General features: G+C 35.0%; 21 protein-coding genes. 6 read left to right on the top strand and 15 right to left on the bottom strand.

Annotated elements, in window-relative coordinates:
• Nucleotides 1-6: 6 nt before the first annotated feature.
• Nucleotides 7-312, top strand: coding sequence for a hypothetical protein (locus tag LPC21_RS00570; protein WP_229317399.1), 306 nt, complete (start codon nt 7-9; stop codon nt 310-312).
• A gap of 16 nt (nt 313-328) precedes the next feature.
• On the top strand, nt 329-514 hold the full coding sequence (locus tag LPC21_RS00565) for a YgaP family membrane protein (RefSeq protein ID WP_229317397.1): 186 nt from the start codon (nt 329-331) through the stop codon (nt 512-514).
• A 240-nt stretch (nt 515-754) separates the two neighbouring features.
• Here LPC21_RS00565 and LPC21_RS00560 read toward each other — a convergent pair whose 3' ends face one another.
• From LPC21_RS00560 to LPC21_RS00515, 10 genes are all read right to left on the bottom strand, one after another.
• Nucleotides 755-2,221 (bottom strand): NAD(P)/FAD-dependent oxidoreductase, encoded by a 1,467-nt coding sequence (locus LPC21_RS00560; RefSeq protein WP_229317395.1) that lies wholly within the window; start codon nt 2,219-2,221, stop codon nt 755-757.
• Nucleotides 2,222-2,445: 224 nt separating this feature from the next.
• Entirely contained in the window at nt 2,446-3,042 is a 597-nt protein-coding gene (locus LPC21_RS00555; RefSeq protein WP_229317393.1) for a class I SAM-dependent methyltransferase, read from the bottom strand.
• A 69-nt stretch (nt 3,043-3,111) separates the two neighbouring features.
• On the bottom strand, nt 3,112-3,741 hold the full coding sequence (locus LPC21_RS00550; protein ID WP_229317391.1) for a Crp/Fnr family transcriptional regulator: 630 nt from the start codon (nt 3,739-3,741) through the stop codon (nt 3,112-3,114).
• Between the two features lie 89 nt (nt 3,742-3,830).
• Nucleotides 3,831-4,493 carry a ribulose-phosphate 3-epimerase gene (gene rpe, locus LPC21_RS00545; RefSeq protein ID WP_229317389.1) on the bottom strand — a complete coding sequence of 221 codons (663 nt, stop codon included), beginning with the start codon at nt 4,491-4,493 and terminating at the stop codon, nt 3,831-3,833.
• A 50-nt stretch (nt 4,494-4,543) separates the two neighbouring features.
• Entirely contained in the window at nt 4,544-5,407 is an 864-nt protein-coding gene (locus tag LPC21_RS00540; RefSeq protein ID WP_026707723.1) for a sigma-70 family RNA polymerase sigma factor, read from the bottom strand.
• A 163-nt stretch (nt 5,408-5,570) separates the two neighbouring features.
• A complete protein-coding gene (locus tag LPC21_RS00535; RefSeq protein ID WP_229317387.1) occupies nt 5,571-7,706 on the bottom strand; it encodes a polyribonucleotide nucleotidyltransferase in 2,136 nt (711 codons plus the stop codon).
• 142 nt (nt 7,707-7,848) lie between these two features.
• The gene (gene rpsO, locus LPC21_RS00530) at nt 7,849-8,118 is read right to left on the bottom strand and encodes a 30S ribosomal protein S15 (RefSeq protein WP_229317385.1); all 270 of its coding nucleotides are present in this window, start codon (nt 8,116-8,118) and stop codon (nt 7,849-7,851) included.
• A gap of 99 nt (nt 8,119-8,217) precedes the next feature.
• Nucleotides 8,218-9,162: an energy transducer TonB gene (locus LPC21_RS00525; protein ID WP_229317383.1), complete on the bottom strand. Its 945-nt coding sequence runs from the start codon at nt 9,160-9,162 to the stop codon at nt 8,218-8,220.
• 19 nt (nt 9,163-9,181) lie between these two features.
• Nucleotides 9,182-10,153 carry an energy transducer TonB gene (locus LPC21_RS00520; protein ID WP_229317380.1) on the bottom strand — a complete coding sequence of 324 codons (972 nt, stop codon included), beginning with the start codon at nt 10,151-10,153 and terminating at the stop codon, nt 9,182-9,184.
• A 15-nt stretch (nt 10,154-10,168) separates the two neighbouring features.
• The gene (locus LPC21_RS00515) at nt 10,169-10,624 is read right to left on the bottom strand and encodes a GAF domain-containing protein (protein WP_229317374.1); all 456 of its coding nucleotides are present in this window, start codon (nt 10,622-10,624) and stop codon (nt 10,169-10,171) included.
• A gap of 129 nt (nt 10,625-10,753) precedes the next feature.
• Between LPC21_RS00515 and LPC21_RS00510 the strand changes: the two genes are divergently transcribed.
• From LPC21_RS00510 to LPC21_RS00495, 4 genes are all read left to right on the top strand, one after another.
• The gene (locus tag LPC21_RS00510) at nt 10,754-11,158 is read left to right on the top strand and encodes an HYC_CC_PP family protein (RefSeq protein WP_229317372.1); all 405 of its coding nucleotides are present in this window, start codon (nt 10,754-10,756) and stop codon (nt 11,156-11,158) included.
• A gap of 70 nt (nt 11,159-11,228) precedes the next feature.
• Nucleotides 11,229-13,238, top strand: a complete 2,010-nt coding sequence (locus tag LPC21_RS00505) for a TonB-dependent receptor plug domain-containing protein (protein ID WP_229317370.1) — start codon at nt 11,229-11,231, stop codon at nt 13,236-13,238.
• Nucleotides 13,239-13,290: 52 nt separating this feature from the next.
• Nucleotides 13,291-13,632 carry a heavy-metal-associated domain-containing protein gene (locus tag LPC21_RS00500; protein ID WP_229317368.1) on the top strand — a complete coding sequence of 114 codons (342 nt, stop codon included), beginning with the start codon at nt 13,291-13,293 and terminating at the stop codon, nt 13,630-13,632.
• A gap of 97 nt (nt 13,633-13,729) precedes the next feature.
• Nucleotides 13,730-14,407, top strand: coding sequence for a DedA family protein (locus tag LPC21_RS00495; RefSeq protein ID WP_229317366.1), 678 nt, complete (start codon nt 13,730-13,732; stop codon nt 14,405-14,407).
• A gap of 60 nt (nt 14,408-14,467) precedes the next feature.
• On the opposite strand, the gene groL is transcribed toward LPC21_RS00495, so the two are convergent.
• The 5 genes from groL to LPC21_RS00470 form a co-directional block, all read right to left on the bottom strand.
• The gene (gene groL, locus LPC21_RS00490; RefSeq protein WP_229317364.1) at nt 14,468-16,093 is read right to left on the bottom strand and encodes a chaperonin GroEL; all 1,626 of its coding nucleotides are present in this window, start codon (nt 16,091-16,093) and stop codon (nt 14,468-14,470) included.
• A gap of 33 nt (nt 16,094-16,126) precedes the next feature.
• Nucleotides 16,127-16,402, bottom strand: a complete 276-nt coding sequence (locus LPC21_RS00485) for a co-chaperone GroES (RefSeq protein ID WP_229317362.1) — start codon at nt 16,400-16,402, stop codon at nt 16,127-16,129.
• A 136-nt stretch (nt 16,403-16,538) separates the two neighbouring features.
• Nucleotides 16,539-16,865 carry a preprotein translocase subunit SecG gene (secG, locus tag LPC21_RS00480; protein WP_229317360.1) on the bottom strand — a complete coding sequence of 109 codons (327 nt, stop codon included), beginning with the start codon at nt 16,863-16,865 and terminating at the stop codon, nt 16,539-16,541.
• A gap of 2 nt (nt 16,866-16,867) precedes the next feature.
• A complete protein-coding gene (locus LPC21_RS00475; protein ID WP_229317359.1) occupies nt 16,868-17,698 on the bottom strand; it encodes a tetratricopeptide repeat protein in 831 nt (276 codons plus the stop codon).
• A gap of 66 nt (nt 17,699-17,764) precedes the next feature.
• Nucleotides 17,765-18,268, bottom strand: a complete 504-nt coding sequence (locus LPC21_RS00470; RefSeq protein ID WP_229317358.1) for an LptE family protein — start codon at nt 18,266-18,268, stop codon at nt 17,765-17,767.
• Between the last annotated feature and the right edge of the window lie 44 nt (nt 18,269-18,312).

Genomic DNA, 18,312 nt, shown 5'->3' with positions numbered 1-18,312 from the left:
TAAAACATGAAATTATTAATTATTACTGCAATAGCTGCTTTTGAAAAAGACATTAAAAAAATGTTACAACAAGCAGAGGTAAAATCCTTTTCGTATCGAGATGTAAAAGGGTTCAAAGATAATACGGAGGAAGGTGTTGCATCCAATTGGTTTGGAAGCGAAATCAGTGAAACAGATTCATTATTGTTTTATGCTTTTGTAAAGAAAGATATAGTAGCTGTTCTATTCGATTTGGTTGCTGAATTTAATAAAATACAGGAATCTCATTCTACAATACATGTTGCAGTTATGAACATTGAACAATCAAATTAATTTAAAATATATAAAAATGAAAAATACAATTATTAGAGCAATCGCAGGAAGTTTTGTGTTATTGAGTGTGGTGTTATCTATTTATGTAGATCAAAACTGGTTGTGGTTTACAGCCTTTGTGGGAGCGAACTTATTGCAATCTTCCATTACCAAATGGTGTTTGATGGAAGATATTTTATCCAAATTAGGGGTAAAAGACTAATTTATTTTAAACTTTGTAAAGACAAAAAAACCAGAACATCTGTTCTGGTTTTTTATTCTCTAAAATGAAATTATTTTTCTCTTGTTCCCCCGTGACCAAGGGCGACCACATATAATATTTTTACATTTAAAAACAGAAACATAAAAAACTGTAGAAAAGGATTGTGCATTACAAATTTCTGAAAGCGGGTTATTTTTTTTGCCATGGCTATTGTTATTGTTAATGATAGAATTGTTTTTTTTATTCTGGGATTAACCACCAAAAGGGTTTCATTTTAGCTTTGTAAATAAAAGCATAATGCAAACTAAGTTTTACCCAATGTCCAGCTAATCCTAACGCTCCAAAAGTTTTGTTTAAATCACGACCACCAGAATTTGGATATTTGATATAATCAGGTACAATAGGGTAAGTGGTAATACTAATGCCTTTTCCTTTCAAGATTCCATAACCTGAGGAGGCGATACAAGCGGCACCCATATTTCCCATAGAGCCTTTATGATGTAAGCTTTCTTTTCCAGATTTGATACTGTCAATAATATTATCGGCTACTAATTTAGCTGTTATACCCGATGGCATACCTGTTCTAGGTGGCGCCGGAAATATCTCTGTTCCGTTTTTACTTTTTCTAGGTTTAGAAATGGTATGGGGCGGAGCAAAAGCGATTCCAGGTGCAAATATGTTGCGAAAACTTGGATTTTGATAGGTTTCAGGCCAATCTTGAACGGTCCATTCTTCGTAAGGTTTTGGGGTGTAATCTGCATCAACAAGCATAAAGCCTTTGAAAAGTTTATCGGTTATGTCGGCATCATTTTTGTCAAAAGCATTGAAACCATGCCCAGAAAAAGCTGGGATAAGCATTGCGAAATCAAAGTTTTCAGATTTGTATTCGCCCTCTAAATTTTCGTAATGTGCAATACCATCTTCCACTTTATTGACTCCTGCACCTAATATCCATTGGATGCCACGGTCTTCAAAAACCATTTCCACTAATTCGTCTGAAGGCATTGGTTTTCCACCAACACTCATTAGCATACCGTCCATTCCAAAATCACCCAATTTGTATTCGTTAGAGATCCAGGTAATATCCACTTTATCTCTTACTTTATGTCGGTGAAGTTCTTGTTCAACATTCAAAATGTATTCAAAAGCAGCACCTTGACAAGTAGCTTTTGGATGTCCTGTTCCAATTAGAATTTTGGCTTTTTCAGACGGGTTTGTTTTTTTTAATTTCTGAATTAAATCATGTAATCCCTGCCAAGCATGATCGGCATGATCATAAGTGCAAACAGAAAAAGCTTTGTTGGTTCCTGGATTGAGTCCAGGTGTTAAATCGAATGCTAGTTTTGGACCTGTTGCATTGATTAAATAATCATAAGATACATTTTCAACGGTTCCCGCTTTTTCGCCATAAAGAAATTCAATTTTCACATACGGCTTTTTTTCAACCGCATTTCCTTCAGGATGAAAACTAACAGCTTTGGCCTGTATGTAACCAATATTGTGTTTTTTGTATAATGGGATTAAAGGAAAATGAACTTCTTTCGATTTCATTCTGCCAATACCTACCCAAATATTGGAGGGAACCCATTGGTAGTTTCTGTTGGGAGATATGACGATAACTTCATGTTCTCCGGATAATTTTCGTCTTAAGTGAGTGGCAGCTGTATGTCCAGCAATTCCGGCTCCAAGTATTACTATTTTTGCCATGTTATTTAGTATTTAACCAAAGCTAGGGTTATAATACAAAACAAAGCGTAACATAAGTCACAAAGCAACAGTAAATTAAATTGTAATTAGATAGGGGAAGATAGATTATTTTTTCTTCTTTTTTTGAATTTCTAATTTATAGAATAACCACCCAAATCCAACTACTAAATGAAGTAGAATTACGCCAAAAATAATTTTGTCCATAAGTAAATTGAAATATAGGTTTATTTTTTTTGACCAATAAAACGTACTACATTAGCTTTGCCTTGGTGATAAGGTCCTTCGTCTAAAATAGTTTCTTCGGTTTTCAAATACGAAAAATCAATGTTCTGGAATTCTGATTTTATTTCGTCTTCAGAGAATAACATTTCCAATTGTTTTGGACCACCTGAGGTATAATTGAGTTGTTCTTTACCAAAAGCTTCAAAAATAATATTACCATTTGGTTTTAAAAAGGAAACTAGTTTTTGATGGTATTTTTTTCTGATTTCGTAGGGAAAATGAGCATACACCAAAACAATTACATCAAAATAATTTTCTGGAAAATCAACATCTTCTAATCCTGAAACTGTATAACTAATCGCAACATTTTTTTCTTCCGCTAAAGCCTCAGCCTTATTTTTTCCTTCTATGCTACTGTCAAATGCTGAAACTTCAAATCCCTGCTGTGCAGCATAAACGGCATTTCTACCTTCGCCTTCAGCGGCAAAAAGAATTTTGCCTTTTGGGAGATTAGCTAATTGTTCTTTATAAAATTGATTGGGTTCAATTCCGTATGCAAATACCTTTTCGGCATAGCGTTCATTCCAAAAATTGTTCATATGAGTATGTATTTGTTTGGAATCCAAATTTCGTTTATAAACGCAATCTAATGAGTGATATTTGTTACACTACACTAAAACTTCTACAGAAGCCCGATTCAATTTGATTCGGCCTTTGATTTCTAAAGCTTTCAACAGTCTTGAGATAACTTCTCTTGACGAATGCAGGTCGTACGCAATTTCTTTATGCGTACTAAATATTTCACGAGAATGATTGATTTTACATTTTTCGAATAGGTAATTCAACAATCGTTCTTCCATATTCATGAAAGCCAAAGAGTCAATCGCATTTAGCATTTCTTTTAAACGGTTGTTGTAGTTATTGAAAACATAGTTTCTCCAGCTTTTGTATTTGCCTAACCATTCTTCCATTTTAGTAACTGGGATCATGATAATTTTACCGTCAGTTTCGGCTACTGCTCTGATTTCACTTTTGGCTTCGCCAATACAACAGGCCATGGTCATGGCGCAAGTATCTCCTTTTTCAATAAAATAAAGTAACATTTCGCCTTCGTCAAAGTCTTCTCGTAGAATTTTAATGGCGCCTTCAATTAACAAAGGCATTTTTTTAATATAATCGCCAAAGTCAATTAAAATATCCCCTTCTTTAAATTCTACTAGGTGGGCCACCGATATTATTTCATCGATAAGCAGGTCTTCAAAAACAAAACCGTAACTGGCAGTAAGTAAATCTCTCATGTCTTTTCGTTTGAAACAAAAATAGTAATTCTTATAAAAAAAGGACTTAAAAGAGTATTAAGCCCTTCTTGATTTATGGTTTATTGAACTTAAAAAGTAGTTATTTTTTTCAAATCGGCTACAGTTGCAATAGGATCTGCTGCTTTAAAAACAAAACTTCCTGCAACTAAAACATCAGCACCTGCTTCGGCTAATTGTTTGGCGTTTTTATTGGTTACACCACCATCAATTTCAATTTGAGTAGCAGCTCCTTTTTTGGTAATTAAGGCTTTTAGTTGGCGTACTTTTTCATAGGTATTTTCAATGAACGATTGTCCACCAAAACCTGGATTCACACTCATGATACAAACCAAATCAATGTCATTAATTACATCTTCTAACAAAGCCACATTGGTATGCGGATTCAAAGCCACACCGGCTTTCATTCCGGCTGCTTTAATGGCTTGTAGTGTTCTGTGTACATGTGTACACGCTTCGTAGTGCACGGTTAATACATTGGCACCTAAATCAGCGAAGGTGGTAATATAGCGATCCGGATCTACGATCATTAAATGAACGTCTATTGTTTTCTTAGCATGTTTTGAAATGGCTTCTAAAACAGGCATTCCAAACGAAATATTGGGAACAAAAACACCGTCCATGATATCAATATGAAACCAGTCGGCTTCACTAGCATTAATCATTTCGATGTCACGTTGTAAGTTGGCAAAATCAGCGGCTAAAACGGATGGGGCGATAAGTGTATTTTTCATTTGTAATTGTAATTAAAAAACTCCGGAATGAAGCCGGAGTTTTGGTAGGTTTACCCTAAATATGTTTTTAAAATTTTACTTCTTGAAGTATGTTTCAATCGGCGAATCGCTTTTTCTTTAATTTGACGAACGCGCTCACGAGTTAAGTCGAAAGTTTCTCCAATTTCTTCCAAAGTCATTGGGTGTTGATCGCCTAATCCAAAGTACAAACGCACAACGTCTGCTTCTCTTGGAGTTAGGGTTTCTAAAGAACGCTCGATTTCTGTACGCAATGATTCGTGAATCAATTCGCGGTCTGGATTCGGAGACTCTCCTGAACGCAATACATCGTACAAGTTAGAATCTTCTCCTTCTACTAAAGGCGCATCCATAGATAAGTGACGACCCGAATTTTTCATCGACTCTTTTACGTCATTAACGGTCATGTCTAATTCTTTAGCAATTTCCTCTGCAGATGGCGGACGCTCGTTAGATTGCTCTAATAAGGCGTACATTTTATTAATTTTATTGATAGAACCAATTTTGTTCAAAGGCAAACGAACGATACGAGATTGTTCAGCCAAAGCTTGAAGGATTGACTGACGAATCCACCAAACAGCATACGAGATGAATTTGAAACCACGCGTTTCATCAAAACGTTGTGCTGCTTTGATCAAACCTAAATTTCCTTCATTAATCAAATCGGGAAGTGTTAATCCTTGATTTTGGTATTGTTTAGCCACCGAAACAACGAAACGTAAATTGGCTTTGGTCAATTTCTCTAAAGCACGTTGGTCTCCGGCTTTGATCTTCTGAGCTAATTCTACTTCTTCGTCAGCAGTAATAAGGTCAACTTTTCCAATTTCTTGTAAATATTTGTCTAATGAAGCGGTTTCACGATTGGTAACCTGCTTGGTAATTTTAAGTTGTCTCATGTTTTTGTCTCCTCAATTTTTTAAGTGTACAAAGCTTATACGTGAGCTATTGTATAAAAGTTACAAAAACAATGAATTAATTTTGATAGAAACGAAAAAACCCGTTCCAAAATTTTGAAACGGGTTTTTTCTATCAATAAACCTTTAGTAAACTAAGATTGGATTACTCTTTTTTCTCCTCACGTGGAGGTCTAGGTAAAAGTGCTTTTCTTGACACTTTTTCTTTTCTAGTTTTAGGGTCAAGACCAAGGTATTTCACTTCAAATACATCACCCATATTGACTACATCAGAAACATTTTCAGTACGTTCCCAAGCCAATTCAGATACGTGTAATAAAACTTCGTTTCCTGGAGCCGCTGTGTATTCTACTACAGCACCAAAATCCAACATTTTAATTACTTTCACTTCGTAAGCTTCTCCCACTTCTGGTTTGAAAATGATCGAATCAATTTTAGCCAATACTGCTGCGATTCCATCAGGATCAGTTCCTAAGATTTCCACTACACCTTGTTCGTCTACTTCATTAATTACGATAGTACAACCTGTAGCTTTTTGTAATTCTTGGATTACTTTTCCACCAGGTCCAATCAAGGCACCAATGAAGTTGCCAGGAATTGTACGCATGATAATTTTTGGAGCATGAACTTTAACATCGTTATTTGGTTTATCCAATGTTTCCAAAATTTTACCTAAGATATGCAAACGTCCATCACGAGCTTGAGCCAAGGCTTGCTCCATGATTTCGTATTTCAAACCGTCAATTTTGATGTCCATTTGACAAGCTGTAATTCCTTCCGAAGTTCCAGTTACTTTGAAATCCATATCTCCTAAATGATCTTCATCACCTAAGATATCAGATAACACAGCAAAACGTTCTCCGTCAGTAATCAATCCCATCGCGATTCCAGAAACTGGACGAATCATTTGAATACCAGCATCCATTAATGATAATGTTCCAGCACAAACCGTAGCCATTGAAGAAGAACCGTTCGATTCTAATACTTCTGATACTACACGGATTGTATAAGGACAGTCAGCAGGAATCATGTTTTTCAAGGCACGTTGTGCCAAGTTTCCGTGACCAACTTCTCTTCTTGAAGTTCCTCTTAACGGACGCGCTTCTCCTGTAGAAAATGGTGGGAAATTATAGTGTAAATAGAATTTTTCTTCTCCTTGTTCAGATGGTGAATCAATTTGGTTTGCCTCTCTTGAAGTTCCTAAAGTAGCTGTTGCTAATGCTTGCGTTTCTCCACGAGTAAATAAAGCGGAACCGTGAACAGATGGTAAGTAATTAACCTCACTCCAAATAGGACGAATTTCAGTAGTTTTTCTACCGTCCAAACGAGTTCCTAAATCTAAAGTTACATTACGAACCGCCTCTTTATTTGTTTTGTAGAAGTATTTAGAAACTAAATCTCCGTTTTCAGCTAATTCTTCTTCTGTAAATAAAGCTTTTACTTCTTCTTTTACAGCATCAAATGCAGCTGAACGTTCGTGTTTAGCCGAACCTTTGCTAGCAATAGCGTAAATTTTATCATAAGCAGCCGCTCTTACTTTAGCGTAAATAGCGTCGTCATTTTTTTCAGTTTCGTAAGTACGAACTTCTTTTTTTCCAAATGCTTTTGCCAATCTTTCTTGCGCATCAATTTGTACTTTGATATGTTCGTGAGCAAATTTAATGGCTTCTACCATTTCTTTTTCTGAAATTTCTTTCATTTCTCCTTCTACCATGGCGATAGAATCTTTAGAAGCACCAATCATCATATCGATGTCAGATAATTCTAATTGCGCACGAGATGGGTTAATGATGAATTTACCATCAATTCGTCCTACTCTAGCTTCAGAAATTAAAGTTTCAAAAGGAATGTCAGACAATGCTAAGGCAGCTGAAGCAGCTAATCCTGCTAAAGCATCTGGCATTACGTCTTCGTCATGAGACATCAACTGAATCATCACTTGTACTTCAGCATGGTAATCCGATGGGAAAAGAGGACGCAATACACGGTCAACTAAACGCATCGTCAATACTTCGCTATCACTTGGACGTGCTTCTCTTTTGAAGAAACCACCAGGAAAACGACCTGCTGCTGCAAATTTTTCACGGTAATCTACCGTCAAAGGTAAAAAGTCAATCCCAGGACTGGCTTTTCTTGCGGAAACAACTGTACCTAAAATAACAGTTTTTCCAATTCTAACTACTACAGATCCATCAGCTTGTTTAGCTAAACGACCTGTCTCGATTGTGATGTTTCTGCCATCACCTAAATCGATACTTTCTACAAATAATTGTGGAATCATAAACTTTTTTAATAATTGATTAAAACTTTGGAACTAGTTGTGTTGTTGTGTGTAGTTGTTTATAATCCCAATGAAAAACCAAACTTTTTTTGTTGTTTGTAAAAATAAAAAGAGGCACTTTCGCACCTCTTTTTTATATTGATTATTTTCTAATACCCAATACTTTGATAATTTCACGATATCTGTTGATTTCTTTTTTCTTCAAGTAATCCAACAAAGCTCTTCTTTTACCTACTAATAATACTAGTGAACGCTCTGTGTTATAATCGTGACGATTTTTTTTCAAGTGCTCAGTTAAATGGCTAATTCTGTGTGTGAATAAAGCGATTTGACCTTCTGCAGACCCAGTGTTTTCTGCTTTTCCTCCGTGTTTAGCGAAGATTTCTTCTTTAATTTCTTTAGTTAAATACATTCCAATATTATTTAAATGATTATTATGTATGTTACACAGCTATTGCGTAACGGCTGCAAAAGTACTATTTATTTTTTATAAATAAATCAAAACAACAAATTATTTTAAAGTAATAGGCAAGTAAAATGATTGATCAATAGGTATTCCTCGAAAATAACCAATAGACCATTCCTTGTAATTTTTAATAATTTTAATAGCAATTTCGCTCAGTCCAAATTCATCTTTGTTAAGTACACTTATATCTCCAATTTCTCCATTTTTTTTAATTGTAAATGTAAAATACAAAGTTCCATGAACAGTGTTATTGATATAGTTGGGAATTCTAAAGGATTTACTAATATGGTTGTAAAAGTGTTGCATTCCTTTTTTGGGTATAGGCTCTACAATAATTTTATCATAATTAATTTCATTTCCTAAACTATCTATGCTTTTTCCTGAAATCAATCGTCCGTTTATAAACTTTTCGGTAAAGTTAATTTTGTATCTTGAAGAATTTCCAATCCAAACACCCTCTTTTAAATTATTTTTAACACTCCCTTTGGAAATTGCACTATAGTTTTCTTCTTTTTCTGTGTATTCTCCTTCTCCGTCAACGACATGCTGAATGTTGTTTTCATCCCAATATTGAATTATTTTGGTAATTTCAGAACCGACTTGATCGCCTTGCAAATTTTCTATTTCAGATTTTATTTTTCCGTTTTCATACCATTCAAATTCTTTTCCAATAGGTTTGTTATTTATGTAGTTTACAATTTTTTTTCGATTTCCATTTTCAAAAAAATAGATGGCCGAACCTTCTAATTTTAGGATGTCTTTATTGGTTGTAGTAGCTCTCATTTGGATCTTACCTGATTTATAGTAAACGGCAACATCGTACCGATCTTTTTTCAGATGGTATTCTTTAACCACTCTTAGATACTGGTAATTGTCTAATGTCCCGATCCTTTTTAAGGAGTCTAAATAAACTACTTGGTCATTTGAATTGATTTGACTAAAACCTGAGCAGAAAATAAAAAATAAAATGACACTGAATAGTTTCTTCATATGGATTGAAATTATTTAATCAATAATTGGATTGAATGGTAATGGGTAAGGAATATTGGACTCTTACAGGTTCTCCTTTAAAACTCCCGGGAATCCATTGATCATATTTTTGAATCACTCGTATGGCTTCTGCACCGGTTCCATAACCGAGATCTCGAATTATTTTCACATCCGCCACTTTGCCCTCTTTATCTACTACAAATGTTGCATAAATTACTCCCTTTAAACCTTGTACCGCAGGGGTGTTATAATTTTCACCTACGAATCGGTAAAAATCAGCAATTCCATTTTTGGGTTTCGGCTTTTGCAAAACTTCGATGTACTGGATTTCAACTCCTAATGAATCAATTCGTTTTCCAGATACCAGTTTTCCGTTTTCAAATTGCTCATAAAAAGTATAACTAGGCTTTTCGGATTTCCCTTTCCAAAGCCCATCTTTAACATAATTCTTTATTTTGCCACTTGATTTGACGCTAAATTTTGCACTATTTGAATTGGGTATTGTTTCGATTTCTTCATATTCTCCCTCACCATTTATTACTTTTTGTTCCTTGTTAGCACTCCAATAATTAATAATTTTGGTCGATGAATTTTTGGTTTTTTTGTCATATTGGACGTCGGTTTCCAATTTTAAACTGCCATTTTCATACCACTCAAATTGCCTTCCATTGACTCTTTTGTCGGAATAGGTTTCCATTTTTTGTTTGTTTCCATTCTCATAGTAGTATATATAAGGGCCTTCGAATGCCATAAAAAACTTGTTGGAAGTAGTCGCTCTCTGAACAAGTTTTCCCGATCGGCTGTAAAAATAAACATCATAAAGGTCTTTGTCTTCTGCGTACTCTTTTACCACCCTTATGAATTTAAAGTTCTTTTCATTCCCCAGGTTGTTTAACGAATCTAAATAAATGGCATCATCATTAGGCCCAATTTGGCTATGGCCAATCCATGAGTAAAGGAATAATAAGAAGAGTGTAATTTGTAATTTCATACTTCTGTTATCAGATTAAAACAACTCAGCAACTTCAGAATTCACAAACTCTAAGAAACGTTCATCTTCTTCTGTAAAGGGGTCTAAAACATGACTGTCTATGTCGATTTGGCCAATATTAATTCCGTTTACAAATAAAGGCACTACGATTTCTGATTTCACGGTAAAGCTACACGCAATATAATTATCTTGGGCCGCTACATCGGGTACCACAAAGTTAGCATTCGATTCGGCTACTTGACCACAAATTCCTTTTCCAAAGGGTATTTCAGTATGGTCAGTGGGCGCACCAACATAAGGACCCAAATGCAACGTTTTGTTTTCATGATTGGCAAAATAAAAACCCACCCAGTTATAATGAGCCACATTTTCGTTCAAAAATTGACAAATAGCTTGTAGTTTTTCGTCTCTCGAAAGTGTTTGGTTTGTTGTTATGGAGGTAATTTTCGGTTGTAGTTCTAGAAATGTCATGGTTATTATTTTTAACAAAAGTATTAATTTATGATTAACAAGACACAAGTTGAAACTAATAGAATGGTTGTAAGCCAAATTTAACACGATTTTAATTCGTACTGGACAATTGTTTCCTAAATTTGCACCATGAATTGTAAAAAGGGCATCGGATTTTTTTTAGCATTGATGATATTGGTTTCCAATGTTGGCTTTGCTTTTACGATGCATTATTGTGGCGGCAAAGTAGCTTCTTTTTCGGTTCAAACAATTGCCCCTTTAGCAACTGTTAAAAAGAGTTGTTGTGCCAAAAAAGTAATTGAAAAAGACTCTTGTTGTAAAAACAAAACGGTTCACTTTGAAAAGAAAACAGACAATGCTACTCTAAAAGCGTTTTCTTTCGAACCTATTGAATTGTATTTAATACCTGAATTTAAAAAGCTTACAACTGTTCAACAGCCAACTTTTGTATCTACATCTGCCGAAACCTATTATTGTGATGCTCATGCGCCTCCTCTCTTTAAGTTGTTTCATCAATTCCTTTTCTACGCCTGATTTTAATGGTTTATAAGTCGAGTCAGCTACTGACTCAAATTACTTATTACAAACATTAAAATCGTTTTATATGCAAAAAATAAACTTATTTTTTGTGTTGCTTTTATTGGGAAATTTTGTTTTTGGACAACAAAAATTAAATGAGGTAAAAGTAGTCACAAAACGTAAAGGGCTCCAAAAGTCGTTTACAGTTACAGGGAACACCACTTTGGTAACAAGTAAAGAATTGCTCAAAGCAGCTTGCTGTAATTTGGCCGAAAGCTTTGAAACCAATCCGTCTATTGATGTGAATTTTTCAGATGCTTTAACGGGAACCAAACAAATCAAACTATTGGGTTTGACAAGTCCGTACTTAGTAATTACAGAAGAGAATATCCCGTCAGTCCGTGGCGCCTCTCAGGCTTACGGATTATCATTTACACCTGGCACTTGGGTCGAAAGTATTCAAATTACTAAAGGAGCGGGGAGTGTAGTTAATGGCTACGAAAGTATCTCGGGGCAAATCAATACCGAACTCATAAAACCGATTAATGATATTCCGTTTTTTTTGAATGCCTACGGTTCTACCGATTCAAGGTTTGAATTGAATACACATTTTAACAGGCCTATTTCTGATAAATGGAGTAGTAGTTTGTTCTTGCACGGCAATACGCGCACGGCAAAAATGGACAACAACCAGGATGGGTTTTTGGATAATCCATTGGCAAAACAATTCAATATTCTGAATCGTTATCAGTATTATGATGCCGAAAAAGGCTGGGTGAGTTTTATCAATTTCAGATACATGAAAGATGAAAAGCAAACGGGTCAGCACCATTTCAATCCAACTGTTGATAAAGGAACTACCAACTATTGGGGTTCAGAAATTAATACGGAACGTTTGGATATTGCCACTAAATTGGGTTATGTTTTCAAAGATTTGCCGTATCAAAGTATTGGTTTTCAAAATGCGTTTACCTCACACAATCAGGAATCGTATTTTGGGTTGAGACACTATAATATTAGGCAAAATAGTTATTATTCGAATCTAATTTTTAATTCGATCATTAGTAACACTATGAATAAATTTGCCACAGGATTGAACGTTACTTTGGATCAATACCACGAACAAGTTTTTGCTAATGATTGGAGTAGAACCGATCAATCTGTCGGTGCTTTTTTTGAGTATACCTATGATAACGATGAAAATTTTAGTATCATTCTAGGAGGTAGAATTGACAATCATAACCGCTTAGGAACCTTTGTAACGCCTCGATTGCACTTGAGATACAATCCGTGGGAGAAAGCGGTTATTCGATTTTCAGCAGGAAGAGGTAAAAGAGCTGCGAATATTTTTGCCGAAAATCAATCGCTTTTTGCAAGTTCTAGAGTTTTTTCTATTTTGGATACCCATGGAAAAGTGTATGGTTTGAATCCTGAAATAGCTTGGAATTTTGGCGGAAGTTTCACACAGGCTTTTACTTTATTGGGAAAAAACGCTGATATCACATTAGATTGGTATCGTACCGACTTTCAAAATCAAGTGGTTGTGGATGTAATGCAAAGCCCGCAACAAGTTTTGTTTTATAATCTAAAAGGCAATTCATTTGCCAATAGCTTCCAAATTGAATTCAATTATGAAGTAGTCAAAAACCTCCGATTACGCTCTGCCTACAAACGATATGAAGTACAAACTGATTATCTGTCGGGAACTTTCCAAAAACCCATCCAAGCTAAAAATCGATTTTTTGGCAACCTGGAGTATGAAACTACATCGTTTGGAAGTTCAAAGCAATGGAAGTTTGATTTCACCTACAATTGGATTGGAGAGCAGCAATTGCCCAACACGCAATCAAATCCTATTGCAGATCAATTGCCGGATTTTTCACCAGCCTATTCTTTGATGAATACTCAAATAACTCGGGTGTTTTCATCAGTATTTGAAGTGTATGTTGGCGGAGAAAATATTGGTAATTATACTCAGTCCAAAGTAATTGTTGGAGCTGCCAATCCTTTTGGGGCAAGTTTTGATGCTTCGATGGTATATGCGCCAATTTTTGGTCAAATGTATTATGCTGGCTTACGATTTAAGATCAAATAAAACAATCAATAACAAAAATCAAATTCAATATTAAATTAATACAATAGAAATCATGAAAAAATATATTACCGTAGTGCTTTTAATGTTCATCGGATTTTCAGTTCAAGCACAAGTCAAAAAAAATAAAAATGCAAAATACGTTACAGAGGTGAATGGGAATTGCGAACAATGTCAAAAACGAATTCAGAAAGCTGCTTTTTCAGTTGAAGGGGTAAAATCTGTAGTTTGGAATATTGAAACCCATCAACTGAATGTCATTTTGAACGAAGAAAAATGTTCTCTTTTGGACGTAAAAAAGGCAATTGCTAAGGTGGGTCATGATACCGATGAGGTAAAAGCTACTGACGCAGTTTATGAAAAATTACACCATTGTTGTCTTTATGAAAGAAATTAAGCAATCGTTAATTTAAGTCTAAAACGAATACCTAAAATTGTGGGTGCGCTAAATTATTCTTACTTTCACGCCCAAGATATCAACTAAATCTAACTGTATGAACAATTTTGATTGGACTCAATTACTAAATCCAGAGTTTTATATTACGCTCTCCATTGGCGGTTTCCAAGTGGGTTTGTACATTGTTTTGTTTATCATTTTTGCCGAAACAGGACTTTTTGCAGGCTTTTTCCTTCCAGGGGATAGTTTGCTTTTTTTATCAGGTATTTATAGTGGGGATTTAATTGCCAATGTGATTGTTATCGATAATGATTTTATCAATGTTACCCTATTAGCCTTGTTAATTGCTATTTCTGGAATTATTGGAAACACAGTAGGGTATTGGTTTGGTGCCAAAAGTGGGTATTATTTGTTCAAAAAAGAAGATTCTTTTTGGTTTAAGAAAAAGTACTTGTTACAATCCAAAGATTTCTTTGAAAAATATGGAGGAAAGGCTATCATATATGCTCGATTCCTTCCCATCTTTAGAACTTTTGCACCCATAGTTGCCGGAATCGTTTCTATGGATAAAAAGAAATTCATGTTCTTTAATACGCTAAGTTCTTTTTTATGGTCGTTCGTTTTGGTCTTTTCAGGACACTATTTATACGGTGTTTTTTTAAATTATGGGATTGATTTGAAAGAGCATATTGAAATGATCGTAATTGGGATTATTTTAATTTCGACCCTTCCGGTTTTCATGAAATTATTGAAAAAACGACCACAGGATACATAATACAAAACAAAAAATCCGAAGTGAAAACTTCGGATTTTTTTATTTAATGTGTGGTTTGAATTACATCATTCCTGGCATACCTCCGCCCATTGGACTTGGTGCCGATTCTTCTTTAATATCTATCAAAGCACATTCTGTAGTCAAGATCATTCCAGCAACTGAAGCCGCATTTTCTAGTGCTACACGAGTTACTTTTTTAGGATCGATGATACCTGCTTTTAGCATGTCTACATATTCGTCTGTTTTAGCGTTGTAACCAAAATCACCTTTTCCTTCAGCTACTTTAGCTACTACCACAGAACCTTCTAAACCAGCATTTTCAACGATAGTTCTCAAAGGTGCTTCTACAGCACGAGAAACGATTTGGATACCGGTAGCTTCATCAGCATTGTCTGCTTTAACTTTGCTTAAAACTGCTTTTGCTCTCAATAAAGCAACACCTCCACCAGCAACAATTCCTTCTTCAACTGCGGCACGAGTAGCGTGAAGCGCATCATCAACACGGTCTTTTTTCTCTTTCATTTCTACTTCAGAAGCAGCCCCCACATACAATACGGCAACACCTCCAGCTAATTTAGCCAAACGCTCTTGCAATTTTTCTTTATCGTAGTCAGAAGTAGTAGTTTCCATTTGACCTTTGATTTGGTTCACACGGTTTTTGATTGTATCCGCATCACCAGCACCACTCACAATAGTAGTGTTGTCTTTGTCAATGGTCACTCTTTTTGCAGTACCCAACATCTCAATGGTTGTGTTCTCCAAAGTATAACCTCTTTCTTCAGAGATAACAGTTCCACCTGTTAAGATAGCGATATCTTCTAACATGGCTTTTCTTCTGTCTCCAAAACCAGGGGCTTTTACTGCTGCGATTTTTAAGGCACCACGTAATTTGTTTACTACTAAAGTTGATAGTGCTTCACCATCTACATCTTCTGCAATAATCAATAGAGGTTTTCCTGATTGTGCCACTGGCTCTAATACAGGTAATAATTCTTTTAAAGAAGATACTTTTTTATCATATAATAAAATGTACGGACTTTCTAATTCCGCTTCCATTTTTTCAGGATTGGTTACAAAATAAGGAGAAAGGTATCCTCTGTCAAATTGCATTCCTTCTACAACGTCTACAAATGTATCTGTACCTTTAGCTTCTTCAACAGTAATTACTCCTTCTTTACCCACTTTTGCGAAAGCATTAGCGATTAACTCACCAATTACTTCGTCATTGTTTGCTGAGATTGAAGCAATTTGTTTGATTTTTTCAGAATCACTTCCTACTACTTTGGCTTGTTTGCTCAAGTCTTCCACAATAGCTTCAACTGCTTTGTCGATTCCTCTTTTTAAATCCATTGGATTAGCACCAGCTGCCACGTTTTTCAAACCTTCTTTTACGATAGCTTGTGCCAAAACTGTAGCGGTTGTTGTACCATCTCCTGCTAAATCATTGGTTTTAGAAGCTACTTCTTTCACCATTTGAGCTCCCATATTTTCTAATGGGTCTTGCAATTCGATTTCTTTGGCTACTGTAACACCATCTTTGGTTACGTTTGGTCCACCAAAAGCTTTTCCAATAATAACATTACGTCCTTTTGGTCCTAAAGTTACTTTTACTGCATTAGCTAATGCATCAACACCACGTTTTAATCCGTCACGTGCTTCAATATCAAATTTTATATCTTTTGCCATTTTACTGTTTTTTTATTGATTCGTTTACTTGATTTAGATAATTGCTAGAATGTCGTCTTCGCGCATGATTAAATAATCTTTTCCTTCTAATTTTAATTCGGTACCTGCATATTTCCCATAAAGTACAGTGTCGCCAATTTTCACAGTCATCGTGTGATCTTTGGTTCCGTTACCAACAGCAACAACAGTTCCTTTTTGTGGTTTTTCTTTAGCAGTATCTGGAATAAAAATTCCTGATGCAGTTTTAGTTTCTGCAGCAACTGGTTCAATAAGAACGCGGTCTGAAAGTGGTTTAATGTTTAATCCCATGATTGTATGTTTTAAAATTATTGTATTTGAATGTTTCTGCTATTTCAGAAATTGTGCCATCCCATTTTGACTGACATTTTTTCCTAAAAAAAATGCCAGCTTTGACAGGCTGGCATTTTAATATATGTATTACTATTTATTTTGTAGCCGGAGCTGCTGGAGCTGCTGGCGAAGTAGGTGTAGTAGCTGGAGCTTCTGTCTTTTCAATGATTTTAGAATCAGTATCACTTAAAGAACCAGTAAAGCTTAAGCTTGAAAGTAAAATAAGTGCAATTAAAATAGTCGCTAATGTCCAAGTACTTTTATCTAAAAAGTCAGTAGTTTTTTGTACACCACCTAACATTTGAGATCCACCAATAGAAGAAGATAAACCGCCTCCTTTAGGGTTTTGAACCATGATTACTACTACCAATAGAAAGCAAACTATTGTAATTAAAACTAAAAAAATTGAAAATGTGCTCATTGTTAATTATTGTTATTTTGTTGTAAAATCTTAATGTCCGAAATGCGGTCTGCAAAGAAACTAATTTTTTCTGGATATTTCAAAATTAATATTTCATAAGCTTGAATCGCCTTTTGATATTTTTTTTGTTCTAAATATACTTTTGCTAAAGTCTCTGTCATCAACATTGAATGATCTTCTTTATTTAAATCGAAAGTAGCATTTGAGGTAGTTTCGTTTTTTACTGCTGGAATTTTCGGATTGGTTTCGATAAATTTATTGATCAATTCCAGTTTTTTCTTTTGCGTTTCGTTTAGCGATGCTGTACCTGATTTCTCTTGGTTCTCTCTAACAATAGGTTGGATTCTGGAAAGCTGAAGCCATTCTTGGAACGAATGTTTTTCATTGGTGGAAAAATCCAAAGGTTTCCCTATCTCTAGCTTTTCTTCTGCCAATTTCGTTTCGGTTGTCTCCTCATCCGTAGTAGATGTGACCATCCCGCTTTCAAGATTCTCATTGATTTCAATTGTTGCAGCTGCAATAACTTCGCTATCTACTACATTAATATCAAGAAGTTCCAATACTTTTTTGTCGTAATAGCCCTTCTGAATTGCTGTAAAAGTGCCTGAAGTGATAAAATCAAATAAAACAGTTCGGTCAGTAGTATGAGCCGCTGTAACTTTTAAAGCCTGATTGTATTTGAAACTATTTTGATTATACAACCCTTTTAGACGCAAAGCTCTGGCACTTTGGAAATACGGAAAGTCCTCCAAAACATGGCTCAATGCTTCCGTTTGCTTTTCGTTGATCGCATCGGGTTTGTTAATTAAATAGGTGTAATCAGTTACGTTCATAAAGGTTGTTCATTTATTTGGGTGCGTTTCAATCGAATCAACGAATCCGCTAATCTTTATTTTAAATTACCATTTGGCCAATGATTCATTAAAAATATCTTGTGTTATTCTTTCAAAAATTTCATCTAAAGCTTTATTTAATGTACTACCATTAAGTTGAGCAGTAGCTGGGTAATCATAAAAAAATTCGAATGTTTTTTCAAAATCGTCTTTTTCCGTTTTTTTATTGGTAAACCTCACATTGACTCTTATTTTCAGTCGGTTTTGAGACGCTTGTTGGTCAGCCGTAGCCGTCATTGGACTTATTCTATAATCTATAATTTCGCCTTCATAAGTCAAATCAGCGCCGTTTTTAACCAAGTTTAAATTGGTTTGATTCTGAATTAAATCCTGTAGCGTTAAGGTAAAGGTACGATCAATGCCAGGCTCAATAATTTCAGCGTTATTTTGAAAAAAGTTGACTTGGAATGTTTTGGCATCAATTTTTCCAGTCCCTGTAAAATTGTATACAGAACAACTTGAAAAAGTGAGTGCTATTAGAACAACACATATATAAGGTATGTTTTTCATTTTCTGGTTTAAAAATCCAAAGATATTCAAAATCAATTGATAAT

The organism is Flavobacterium ammoniigenes (genome assembly GCF_020886055.1).
Taxonomy (GTDB): domain Bacteria; phylum Bacteroidota; class Bacteroidia; order Flavobacteriales; family Flavobacteriaceae; genus Flavobacterium; species Flavobacterium ammoniigenes.
Note: the sequence above shows the minus strand (reverse complement) of the source record. Positions and strands in the feature narration are given on the sequence as shown.

What these genes read in the sequence shown, in the direction of transcription:
- LPC21_RS00570 (WP_229317399.1), top strand. Translation starts at nt 7, where the DNA reads ATGAAATTATTAATTATTACTGCAATAGCTGCTTTTGAAAAAGACATT.
- LPC21_RS00565 (WP_229317397.1), top strand. Translation starts at nt 329, where the DNA reads ATGAAAAATACAATTATTAGAGCAATCGCAGGAAGTTTTGTGTTATTG.
- LPC21_RS00560 (WP_229317395.1), bottom strand. Translation starts at nt 2,221, where the DNA reads ATGGCAAAAATAGTAATACTTGGAGCCGGAATTGCTGGACATACAGCT.
- LPC21_RS00555 (WP_229317393.1), bottom strand. Translation starts at nt 3,042, where the DNA reads ATGAACAATTTTTGGAATGAACGCTATGCCGAAAAGGTATTTGCATAC.
- LPC21_RS00550 (WP_229317391.1), bottom strand. Translation starts at nt 3,741, where the DNA reads ATGAGAGATTTACTTACTGCCAGTTACGGTTTTGTTTTTGAAGACCTG.
- rpe (WP_229317389.1), bottom strand. Translation starts at nt 4,493, where the DNA reads ATGAAAAATACACTTATCGCCCCATCCGTTTTAGCCGCTGATTTTGCC.
- LPC21_RS00540 (WP_026707723.1), bottom strand. Translation starts at nt 5,407, where the DNA reads ATGAGACAACTTAAAATTACCAAGCAGGTTACCAATCGTGAAACCGCT.
- LPC21_RS00535 (WP_229317387.1), bottom strand. Translation starts at nt 7,706, where the DNA reads ATGATTCCACAATTATTTGTAGAAAGTATCGATTTAGGTGATGGCAGA.
- rpsO (WP_229317385.1), bottom strand. Translation starts at nt 8,118, where the DNA reads ATGTATTTAACTAAAGAAATTAAAGAAGAAATCTTCGCTAAACACGGA.
- LPC21_RS00525 (WP_229317383.1), bottom strand. Translation starts at nt 9,162, where the DNA reads ATGAAGAAACTATTCAGTGTCATTTTATTTTTTATTTTCTGCTCAGGT.
- LPC21_RS00520 (WP_229317380.1), bottom strand. Translation starts at nt 10,153, where the DNA reads ATGAAATTACAAATTACACTCTTCTTATTATTCCTTTACTCATGGATT.
- LPC21_RS00515 (WP_229317374.1), bottom strand. Translation starts at nt 10,624, where the DNA reads ATGACATTTCTAGAACTACAACCGAAAATTACCTCCATAACAACAAAC.
- LPC21_RS00510 (WP_229317372.1), top strand. Translation starts at nt 10,754, where the DNA reads ATGAATTGTAAAAAGGGCATCGGATTTTTTTTAGCATTGATGATATTG.
- LPC21_RS00505 (WP_229317370.1), top strand. Translation starts at nt 11,229, where the DNA reads ATGCAAAAAATAAACTTATTTTTTGTGTTGCTTTTATTGGGAAATTTT.
- LPC21_RS00500 (WP_229317368.1), top strand. Translation starts at nt 13,291, where the DNA reads ATGAAAAAATATATTACCGTAGTGCTTTTAATGTTCATCGGATTTTCA.
- LPC21_RS00495 (WP_229317366.1), top strand. Translation starts at nt 13,730, where the DNA reads ATGAACAATTTTGATTGGACTCAATTACTAAATCCAGAGTTTTATATT.
- groL (WP_229317364.1), bottom strand. Translation starts at nt 16,093, where the DNA reads ATGGCAAAAGATATAAAATTTGATATTGAAGCACGTGACGGATTAAAA.
- LPC21_RS00485 (WP_229317362.1), bottom strand. Translation starts at nt 16,402, where the DNA reads ATGGGATTAAACATTAAACCACTTTCAGACCGCGTTCTTATTGAACCA.
- secG (WP_229317360.1), bottom strand. Translation starts at nt 16,865, where the DNA reads ATGAGCACATTTTCAATTTTTTTAGTTTTAATTACAATAGTTTGCTTT.
- LPC21_RS00475 (WP_229317359.1), bottom strand. Translation starts at nt 17,698, where the DNA reads ATGAACGTAACTGATTACACCTATTTAATTAACAAACCCGATGCGATC.
- LPC21_RS00470 (WP_229317358.1), bottom strand. Translation starts at nt 18,268, where the DNA reads ATGAAAAACATACCTTATATATGTGTTGTTCTAATAGCACTCACTTTT.